Origin of the sequence: Gordonia sp. (in: high G+C Gram-positive bacteria) (assembly GCF_020438995.1) — a bacterium.
Classification (GTDB): domain Bacteria; phylum Actinomycetota; class Actinomycetes; order Mycobacteriales; family Mycobacteriaceae; genus Gordonia.
In genome coordinates this window covers 1-9,418 of sequence record NZ_JAGQTN010000288.1, presented here as the reverse complement: position 1 = coordinate 9,418, position 9,418 = coordinate 1, and the positions used below count along the sequence as shown (strand labels likewise).

Below are 9,418 nucleotides of genomic sequence, written 5' to 3'. Positions count from 1 at the left end.
TCGGTGCGATCGTCGCCCCGCCCGATGCGGTGACGGCCGTCGCGATCGGCCACAAACTCGGTCTGCCCAAACGCCTCATGTCGATCCTCACCGGAGAATCGCTGGTCAACGACGCCGCAGCACTGTCACTGTTCGCGATCGCCATCTCGCAGATCGCCAGCACCCACTCCTTCATCGAGAATCCGCTCGCTCTGTTCGGCTACAGCGCCGTCGTCGGGCCGCTCGTCGGCCTCGTCATCGGGTTCGCCACGCTGTGGATCCGGCGGCACCTGGACAACCCGGCCCTGGAGACGGTGCAGGGCTTCGTCGTCCCGTTCGCGGCGTTCATCGGCGCCGAACACATCCACTCCTCGGGTGTGCTGGCCGTGGTGATCGCGGGCTTCGTCGTCGGATCCGGGTCGCTGCGCGCCGGGTACCAGACCCGTCTGCAGGAACGCTACCTGTGGCATTCGGTCGATGTCCTGCTCGAAGCGTTCGTCTTCGCCTATATCGGACTGCAGATGCGGTTCATCATCGATGACCTGCGTGCGGCCAAGGAATCGCTGGTGCACATCGCGTGGGCATCGGTGCTGGTGCTGGTAGTCGTGCTCGCCATCCGGCCGATCTGCGTGTTCCTCATGTTCGGGCGTGCCGCGGTCAGCAGACGTATCGACGCCGCCGTCAACCTCGAAACGCCTGCCAACCCACGGCGTGCCGCCCGATCCGGCGAGAAACGGAAGAAGCCGTCCCGCTGGGCGGGCAAGATCGACGGCCGTCCGCTGACCTGGCAGGAGTCGACGGTCGTCGCGTGGACCGGTATGCGCGGGGTGGTGACACTCGCCGCCGCATCCGGTATCCCGGCGACCGTCGCCGGAGGCGGCGACTTCCCCGAACGCTCGGCCATCATCGCGATCGCGTTCGTGGTCACCATCGGCACCATCGGCATCCAGGCCACCACGCTGCCGTGGATGATCGCGCGGCTGCACCTGCACAACGAGGCCGAGGAACGTTACGACTACGAGCAGACCAAACTCGCCGAGAAGATCGCCGACCGGGCCTCGGCCGGCGTCCTCGCCGAATTCAGGGCCGCCCCGCCCGACGGTCTCGACGCCGAGACCGTCGCGGTGATCGACGCGACCGTCGCCCGGCAGTCGCACGACGCCGAAGAGATGCCCGACCCCGAAAAGCACAACCGCCGCACCGACGCGTTCATCAAGCTGTACCTGGATGTGCTCGCGGCCCAGCGCGCCGCGCTCGTCGCCGACCGGGATGAAGGCAAGATCGAGGACGAGGCCGTCCGGGCGATGCTCGAGCGCCTCGATCTTCAGGAAGCCAGCCTGTCGGCGAGGATGGAGAGCCGCTTGTAGATCGGTGGCATCCGGCGTGCGGCCGGGGCTTGGGTATGGTCGCAGGCAGAGACCCGGGGCACACGGCCGCGGGACACAGGCATGGGGGCAGGCGATGGCGCAACGACAGCCGACACCCGCCGAACAGTCGTACCTGCAGCCGATGGGCCCCCAGTTCTATCCGCCGCTCGGATACGCCGACGACGGCACCGCGCAGTACCTTCCGGGGCAGCCCGCGGCCGGTCAGTCTCCGCTGCCCGGTGCCGCCGCAACTCCCGGAGCTGTGGCAATCCCTGGACAGGTGTCGCACGGCCCCGAACCCCGATCCGGCCCCGAACCCCGATCAGGCCCCGAACCCCGATCAGGCCCCGAACCCCGATCAGGCGCGGTGTGGAAGACGGCGGTGTACCTCGTCGTCATCGTCGTGCTCGGTACGGCGACGGTGCTGATGGCCCGCAACGTGCTCACCGGCGACGAGCCCGACGAGATCACGCTGCCGACCGCCACCACCTGGACCGTCACTCCCCGAACCGTCACCCCTCGAACCGCCCCCGACACACCGTCGCGGCGCGGCATCGTCGTGGACTCGGCCGGCAAGACCATCGTCTACCGGGCGACCATCAACGGCGTCGGCGTACTCGCCTACAGCGACGGCACCGGCACCCGCAGTGCCGTCGTCTCCGAACCCGACTGGACCGTGACGTTCACCGGCACCGGCGCCCCGCTGCGGCTGCTGGTGATCGCCACGTCGGGAAGCGCGGTGACGTGCTCGATCACCGTCGGCGGTGAAGTGGTGGCCAGCGACGAGGTGACCGTCGATTCGTCGCGCCGGACCGCCGCATGTCTGGCGTGAGCAGCCCCGATATCGCTAACGTAGAGAAGTGAGTTCACCGCAAGCAGCCCAGCCCAGCCCGACGGCGTCCTCGACAGCCACTGCGCCCTCGACGGCCCCGGGCGGTGGCGATTTCCGGACCATGGTCACCTGGCGTGGTCTCGATGCCGTCCGGCTCGAACAGGTCCGCGTCTACGCCAGTGGCGCCCGCATCAAGGCATACGGCCGGATCATCGCCGCGGCGAACGACGAACATGAGGCGTTCTCCGCGTCGTACGAACTGATCACCAACGACGAAGGCGTCACCAAACGCTTCTCCGTGCACCTCGTGCGGGCCAGCGGAGAATCGCAGCTCGCCATCAATCGCGATGGCGAACACAACTGGCTCGTGCAGACCGCCGACGGCACCATCCGCAGCGACTTCAACGGCGCCGAGGACATCGACATGGCCCTGTCGCCGATGTTCAACGCACTGCCCATCCGCCGTTACGCGTTCCGTGCCGGGCGCCGCGTCCCCGCCGGCGAGCATGCGCAGGTGCCGGTCGTGTACCTGTACCTGCCCGAGGCTCGCGTCGAGGCGGCCACCATGAACTACACCAAACTCAAGGGCAACCAGGTGGCCATCGAAGGGCCCCTCGCCAGCTCCACCATCTCGTTCGACGAGAACGGTTTCGTCATCGATTACGAAGGGCTGTCCGAACGGGTATAGACCCCCAACCCACCCGAACCCGGCCCGGACATCAACCCACCCAAACCCGGCCCGTGTGCGCCTGGCGGCGTAGTTCCTGCTGCCATCCCGGGGAACCGACGGTGACGCCGGTGATCGGCACAGGGGGCCGCGACGACATCGCCTCGTAGGCCAGTCGCGCCCGGTGCCCGTCGTCGACGAGGATCTCGACGCTGCCGCGGTCACGGAGATCGTCACGGATGTTCGTCAGCCGGTCGATGGCCTCGCTGAGCACGTTCAGCAGTGCCGCGTCGTTGGCTTCGAGCATCGCCCGCTGCAACGCCGGTGCCGTGCCCGCGACGCGGGTGCCGTCGCGGAAACTACCCGCTGCCAGCCGCAACGCGAGTCCGCTCTCCCCGGCGCCGACGGCCGCGGTCGCAGCTGCCATCAGGTGCGGCAGATGCGATATCGCGGCCACCGCCCGATCGTGGGCGTCGTCGGCCGCCGGCACCACCGTTGCGCCCGCGGCCAGCGCGATCGCCGCCACCCGCAGCCAGTCGGCGGGGTCGGTGCCGTCGCCAGTCGACACCATCCACATCGCGCCCCGGAATAGATCGGCGTCAGTGGCCGCCCAGCCCGAGTGACTGGTGCCCGCCATCGGGTGCCCGCCCACGAACCTGGCCGCGGGATGTCCGGCGGCGACGATACGGGTGACGGCCTCCTTGACGCTCACCACATCGGTGAGCAGATTGCGCGGGGCGTGTTCGGCGACGGCCGCGACCAGCGCCGGCAGCGTGGTCACCGGGGTGGCGAACACGATCACCGCGTCGATGGCCGCTGCCCGTCGCAGCGTCTCTGGCAGGTCCGCGGAGGCGTCGTAACCGTCGGCGCGGGCGGCATCGACCGTTGTCATCGACCTGTTCCAGCCGAAGACCGATGTCGTGTCGGCGAGGACGCGCAGCAGTGAGCCCCCGATCAGCCCGAGCCCGAGCACACACACCGCGCCCGTTTCCGGAGGGATTGCCGTGGCGGGCAGGGGCTGTGCATCGCTGTCGGTCACGGCATCTACTTTCCCACGCGGTCCCGAACAGGGGGAACGGATATTAGGACTTGGGAACCGCGCACCAATCGGGATACCGTGACCTGCATGGCAGCTGCCGGTAAAGGCGACGGGTCCCGCGGGGCCGACAACACCAACAGCGCGAACACGGGCGACGACGTCGACGGTTTCGCGGTGGCCGTGGTGCGCGACGAAACGCGGTGGAATGTCACAGCTCTCGACCCGTCCGCGCTCATCGACCTCGCCGACGCCGAGCGGCAGCTCAAGGCGTTGCGTGCGACCAGTGCGCTGTTCGGCCTGCTCAACGTCGACGACGAGTTCTTCATCATCATCCGCCCGGCGCCCGGCGGGTCGCAGTTGCTGCTGTCCGACGCCACCGCCGCCGTCGACTACGACATTGCCGTCGACGTCCTCGACGCCCTCAACCTGGAGGTCCCCGACCTCGACCCCGACGACATCGACGATGTCGAACCGTGGGAGGAGGGTGACCTCGGCGTGCTGGCCGATCTCGGACTGCCCGACGCGGTGCTGGCGGTGATCGTCGGCGACACCGATCTGTACGCCGACGAACAGGTCGGCATGATCGCCGCCCGCCTCGGTTTCGCCGAGCAACTGGCCAAGGTCCTCGACACGCTGGGACGCTGACCTGACTCCCGACCGGAAACCGCCGCCCGGACCGTGGGAGACGATGATGCGTGCCGCCCTCGACGCGGCATCGCGCTCGGGTGCCGACGACGTGCCCATCGGTGCGGTCGTCTACGACCCGGACGGGGTGGAACTGGCACGCGCCGCCAACCGTCGCGAAGCCGATTCCGACCCCACCGCACACGCCGAGGTCCTCGCTCTGCGGGCAGCCGCGAGAGCGTTCGGTGACGGATGGCGGTTGTCCGGGTGCACCCTAGTCGTCACCGTCGAACCGTGCACGATGTGCGCGGGCGCGATCACGCTGTCCCGGGTCGACCGGCTCGTGTTCGGCGCGTGGGAACCGAAAACCGGGGCCGTCGGATCGCTGTGGGATGTGGTGCGCGACCGCAGGCTCACCCATCGTCCCGAGGTGATCGGCGGCGTCCTCGCCGCCGACGCGATACGCCTGATGCAGGAGTTTTTCGCGGTACGGCGAGAATCGCACTAGACCAGCAGGCGGGCCACGATCTGTGGCACATTGGACACAATCATTGGCGCGCCCGGGATGACCGATCACGCCGGGTGCCGAACAAGCTGAGGAGAATCCATGTCGGAAGCAGCGGACAAAGTCAACGAGGCGATCAACGTCGCCAAGGAGAAGCTCGGCGAGATCGCCTCGAACGAGAAGGTCGCCGGCGCCATCGGTGCGGCTCAGCAGAAGCTCGGCGAGATCGCCGCCAACGAGAAGGTGCAGGGCGCGCTGGGAGCGGCCCAGCAGAAGGTCGGGGAGATCGCCTCGAACGAGAAGGTCGTCGGCGCGATCGGCGTCGCCCAGCAGAAGATCGGTGAGATCGCGGCCAACGAGAAGGTGCAGGGCGCGGTGATCGCCGCGCAGGAGAAGATCGGCGAGGTCACCGGCAAACTCGGCGGCAACAAGCCCGATACAACAGCCTGACGAGGGGCCTGACCAGGTAATTTCACGCTCCGGCACACCTGCGGTACAGTTTTCCGCGGTGGCGTGTCCGAGCGGCCGAAGGTGCAGCACTCGAAATGCTGTGTACGGTAACCCCGTACCAGGGGTTCAAATCCCCTCGCCACCGCCACAATGGCCCCCTGCCTGCACCGGTAGGGGGCCATTGCAGTTTTAAGGAGCCGTCATACGCATCAAGAGTCGTCTTGGTCTTCCTCCGTGGATGCGCATTGTCCTGGCGTTGGTGGCGATCGCGCTCGGTATCTACCTGATCACCAGACCGATCTCGTCGCTCGGCGTGCTCGTATGGTTCATCGGGGCCGGGTTCATTCTCCAGGGTGTGCTGGTTCTGACCGACGACGACCACCACACATCTCGATGGTGGCGGTTTGCCGAGGCTCTCGCGTGGCTTGCCGCGGGCGTTGCCATCGTGGCGTTCGGCGGTCTGACGTTGCGCGTGCTCGTCGTCGTCATCGCTATTGCGCTATGCGTGCGAGGCGTCCGTCAGATTGTTCCTGCTCTGCGAGCGGGAGCTCCGGTCGATACCCGGATCGCGGCGGGTGCCTTCGGTATCGCCTCGATCGGGTTCGGGCTGTTGGCACTGCTCTGGGCGGACATCACCCTCGTGGTCACGGCCGTGGTGTTCGGGGCCTGGCTGATCATGTCCGGCGTGGGCGAGGTTCGCCGCCTGATTCGTCCCGGCGATCGCGAGCCGTCGCAGTCGCCGAGCCGGGTACGACGGTTCGCGCGGACGATCACCGCGCTCGTGGCCGTCGCGGTCGCTGTCGTCGCCTGCGTGGTCAGCGTCAACGTCCGTTCCGACACCCCTGATGTCGACGACTTCTACAGTGCACCAAGCGATATCCCGGCCAAGCCGGGTGTCCTGATTCGGTCCGAGTCGTTCACCCGTGAGGTTCCCGACGATGCGCGCGCCTGGCGGATTCTGTATTCCACCACTCGCGGCGACGGTTCGCCCGCAGTGGCCAGCGCGCTTGTCGTGGTCCCGAAGCGTGGTGACGGTGGTTGGCCGGTGATCGACTGGAACCACGGCACGACCGGCTACGCGCAGCCGTGTGCGCCGTCGCTGCTGACGCAGCCGTTCGAATCGGGTGCGATGTTCGTGCTGCCCGAGGTCATCAAACGCGGGTGGGCGCTGGTCGCCACCGACTACATCGGTCTCGGGACGAAGGGCCCGCACCCATATCTCATCGGTGTCGACAGCGCGCACGCCTCGCTCGACGCCGTCCGGGCGGCACGTGCTCTCGAACCGGCCGACCTCGGCGACGACACCGTCGTGTGGGGGCATTCCCAGGGTGGTGGTTCGGCGCTGTGGTCCGGTGCGCTCGCCCCGACGTACGCACCGGATGTCCCACTCGCCGGAGTTGCCGCGCTCGCGCCTGCGTCGAATCTGCCCGGACTGATCGACAATCTCCCGAACGTCACCGGCGGCAGCGTGTTCTCGTCCTTCGCCGTCGCGGCATACATCGCCAACTATCCCGACGTCACGTGGCGTGGCGCGATCCGTCCGGGTGCCGAACCCATCGTCCGGCAGATGTCGGGGCGTTGCCTATCCGGCGCGGGCGTCCTGGTCTCGGTGCTTTCGGCGCTGTCGATGACCAGGGACCCGAACATCTTCGCGACCGATCCGACCAGCGGTGCTCTGGGGAAGCGGCTCAAGGAGAACGTTCCGCCGACCACGATCGGCGTGCCGCTGTTGATCGGTCAGGGTGAGGCGGACGGTCTGATCACTCCCGCGGCTCAACGTGAATACGTCGACACGATCCGGCGCGCCGGCCGGCAGGTCGACTACCGGACATTCCCCGGACTAGGCCACGTCGACCTGGTCGAAGCCGAGTCCGCGCTGATACCTCAACTCCTGGAGTGGACGACCGCGCGGTTCCGTTGATCGATCGGTTCAGGTGATCGCCCGGTTCAGGTGATCGCAAGGCCGGAGATGCGGACCCGGAGTATGTCGCCGAGTTCAGTGCCGACGGCGAGTTCGGTTGCGTCGTCCGGGTTGACGGCCACCGATGTCGCCGGCTGACCGAGCTGGACGACGCACTGCGTGCGCGCGACGGTGTTGGCGATGAACAGTTGGCCCGTGGTGGTCGTTACGGCCAGAGTTCCCCGCCTGACCACGGTCAGATCGTCGACGATGCCGGGGATCGGAGCGGTGAGGTCGGCTGCCACGCTGGTTCGGTTTGGTTGTGCCAGGGGGACTTTCAGTACACGCCCGGACACGCTGGTGGTCATCGTCACGTACAGGTTGTCGCCGTCGACGGCCACGCCGTTCATGCTCGAACCGTTGACGGTGGTGCTGGGGGTCAGGTTCCGCGGCGCCTTCGACGACCAGCGTCGGTCGACCCGGCCACCCGGGAGCACCTTGAGTACCCCCTGCCAGGTGTCACCGACGTAGGCGTTGCCTTTCGCGTCGAAGGCCAGCCCGTTGGGGAAGCCCAGACCTTGGGTGTAGATCCGTGTCTTCGGTTGTGCGGCAGCGGGATCGAAGCTGTAGATGCGTCCCGTCCGCAGGAGCCCGAGGGCGTCCTTGCTGAAGGAGGTGACATACATGCGGCCGTCGGGCCCCGCTGCGATCCCGCCGGGAAACGGCACCGACACCGACGCGGTGACACGGCCGCGATCATCGAGTCGTTCCACCGTGCTCATCGCCGTGCGGGTGACCCAGAGCGCGCCGTCGCGGTCGTAGGCGAGGTTCTCGCTCCAGCCGAGGACCGGGACAGGTGCGGCTTTGAGGGTGCCGACGCGAACCGTCGAGCAAGGGCTCGCCGCATCGGCCGGCAACGGGTTCGCCCAGATCATCGCCACGGATGCGGCCGTCGCCGCGAGAAACACAGTCAGACGCCGCATCGAAACTCCCCTTCGTGCCCCGGTGTAGCCGGGGCGTCCAGTACAACAGGGGGTAAGTGTAGACCTCGGTCGATAGGTGTCCTTCGGACCGCCTACCCGTCGGCGCCGAATACCTCGTCCACGGTGGCGGCGGTGATGGCGCGACGGAACCATTCCTTGAGCTGGTCGACGTCAGTGCACTCGGTGATACGCCTTCTCGCTTCATCCGTTACCGGGATGCTCCGGGTGGCCAGAACCTCGAGGAGCGCTTCGGCGCGATCTTCGACTTTGCCCTTGTTGAAGTATTCGCGCGCGAAGTCGGATTTGGGTTGCCAGGTCGGTGCGGACATGAGTTGCTCCAGGTAGGTGCGTGCGGTGTCGGGTAGGACGGTCCGAATGAGGTCAGCGTACATGTAGCTGCGTTCAATGTCGGGTGTGAAAGTGGCGAACAGTGCGTCGAGAACAGCGTGATTCTCGTGGTGCGTGATGGCTGAGAGCATCGCCAGCTCGGGATGCCCACGCGCAACCTCGGGGTCGGTGATCGCCGGGACGTCGGCTGGGCCGATGACGAGGGGTTCGATTCTCGAATTGCCGCCCAGATGTATGGGTCGTGCCGCCCAGCGCGCTGTGCGTGGCCGCGGGCAGATGACCAGAACGACGACGGGCGCCTTCAGTCGGTTACGCAACGAGACGAGGTAGGCAGGCCAGGTGTAGTGCTTCTTGTAGTCGGGTTCCAGTTGGACCTCGACGATGATCCCGAGGGCGGCAGCGCCATCGTCGCCATCGTCGTGATGGAGCGTGACGACGCCGTCGGCCCGCTGTTCGATGGGCGTGGTTTCGGTGAGGTCCGGCGAGTCGAGAGTGACGGAGGCGTAGTCGGGCACGGGCACGCCGCCGAGGTCAGTGACGAGATCGACGGCGAACTGCGGTTGCTGTCGGACCAGCTCGGCGAGCGCTTCGTGAAGGTATGTCGGCACACGATGACAGTAGGCGTCGGCTACGACACAATCCTTTGTCGTCCAAAGCGGCCACGATCAGCTTCGGTGGCCGGAGTGACCATACGTCACATGGTCTCCGCCGAGCGTCGCAACGT

Annotated in this window: 10 protein-coding genes and 1 tRNA gene; 8 read left to right on the top strand and 3 right to left on the bottom strand. The window is 67.3% G+C overall.

The genetic code is table 11. The features are described 5' to 3' along the window. The 3 genes from KDB67_RS20455 to KDB67_RS20445 all read left to right on the top strand — a co-directional run. Positions 1-1,346: sodium:proton antiporter (locus tag KDB67_RS20455; RefSeq protein WP_291019998.1), on the top strand; the 1,346-nt coding region annotated here is incomplete at its 5' end. A gap of 94 nt (positions 1,347-1,440) precedes the next feature. After that, the gene (locus tag KDB67_RS20450; RefSeq protein ID WP_291019995.1) at positions 1,441-2,178 is read left to right on the top strand and encodes a hypothetical protein; all 738 of its coding nucleotides are present in this window, start codon (positions 1,441-1,443) and stop codon (positions 2,176-2,178) included. 121 nt (positions 2,179-2,299) lie between these two features. Further along, on the top strand, positions 2,300-2,866 hold the full coding sequence (locus tag KDB67_RS20445; RefSeq protein WP_291020000.1) for a putative glycolipid-binding domain-containing protein: 567 nt from the start codon (positions 2,300-2,302) through the stop codon (positions 2,864-2,866). 31 nt (positions 2,867-2,897) lie between these two features. Here the strand turns inward: KDB67_RS20445 and KDB67_RS20440 are convergent, their stop codons facing one another. Then, the gene (locus KDB67_RS20440; RefSeq protein ID WP_291019992.1) at positions 2,898-3,884 is read right to left on the bottom strand and encodes a prephenate dehydrogenase; all 987 of its coding nucleotides are present in this window, start codon (positions 3,882-3,884) and stop codon (positions 2,898-2,900) included. Positions 3,885-3,971: 87 nt separating this feature from the next. On the opposite strand from KDB67_RS20440, the gene KDB67_RS20435 reads away from it, so the two are divergent. The 5 genes from KDB67_RS20435 (at position 3,972) to KDB67_RS20415 (ending at position 7,384) form a co-directional block, all read left to right on the top strand. Further along, positions 3,972-4,529 carry a tRNA adenosine deaminase-associated protein gene (locus tag KDB67_RS20435; protein ID WP_291019990.1) on the top strand — a complete coding sequence of 186 codons (558 nt, stop codon included), beginning with the start codon at positions 3,972-3,974 and terminating at the stop codon, positions 4,527-4,529. A gap of 43 nt (positions 4,530-4,572) precedes the next feature. Beyond that, positions 4,573-5,016, top strand: a complete 444-nt coding sequence (locus KDB67_RS20430) for a nucleoside deaminase (RefSeq protein WP_291019987.1) — start codon at positions 4,573-4,575, stop codon at positions 5,014-5,016. Positions 5,017-5,115: 99 nt separating this feature from the next. Beyond that, a complete protein-coding gene (locus KDB67_RS20425; protein WP_291019984.1) occupies positions 5,116-5,463 on the top strand; it encodes a hypothetical protein in 348 nt (115 codons plus the stop codon). Between the two features lie 57 nt (positions 5,464-5,520). Further along, positions 5,521-5,611 (top strand) — tRNA-Ser (locus tag KDB67_RS20420). Between the two features lie 90 nt (positions 5,612-5,701). Continuing rightward, on the top strand, positions 5,702-7,384 hold the full coding sequence (locus KDB67_RS20415) for a lipase family protein (protein ID WP_291019980.1): 1,683 nt from the start codon (positions 5,702-5,704) through the stop codon (positions 7,382-7,384). Between the two features lie 26 nt (positions 7,385-7,410). Here the strand turns inward: KDB67_RS20415 and KDB67_RS20410 are convergent, their stop codons facing one another. Both KDB67_RS20410 and KDB67_RS20405 read right to left on the bottom strand, forming a co-directional pair. Continuing rightward, a complete protein-coding gene (locus tag KDB67_RS20410) occupies positions 7,411-8,346 on the bottom strand; it encodes an SMP-30/gluconolactonase/LRE family protein (RefSeq protein ID WP_291019977.1) in 936 nt (311 codons plus the stop codon). 92 nt (positions 8,347-8,438) lie between these two features. Then, a complete protein-coding gene (locus tag KDB67_RS20405; RefSeq protein WP_291019974.1) occupies positions 8,439-9,302 on the bottom strand; it encodes a hypothetical protein in 864 nt (287 codons plus the stop codon). Between the last annotated feature and the right edge of the window lie 116 nt (positions 9,303-9,418).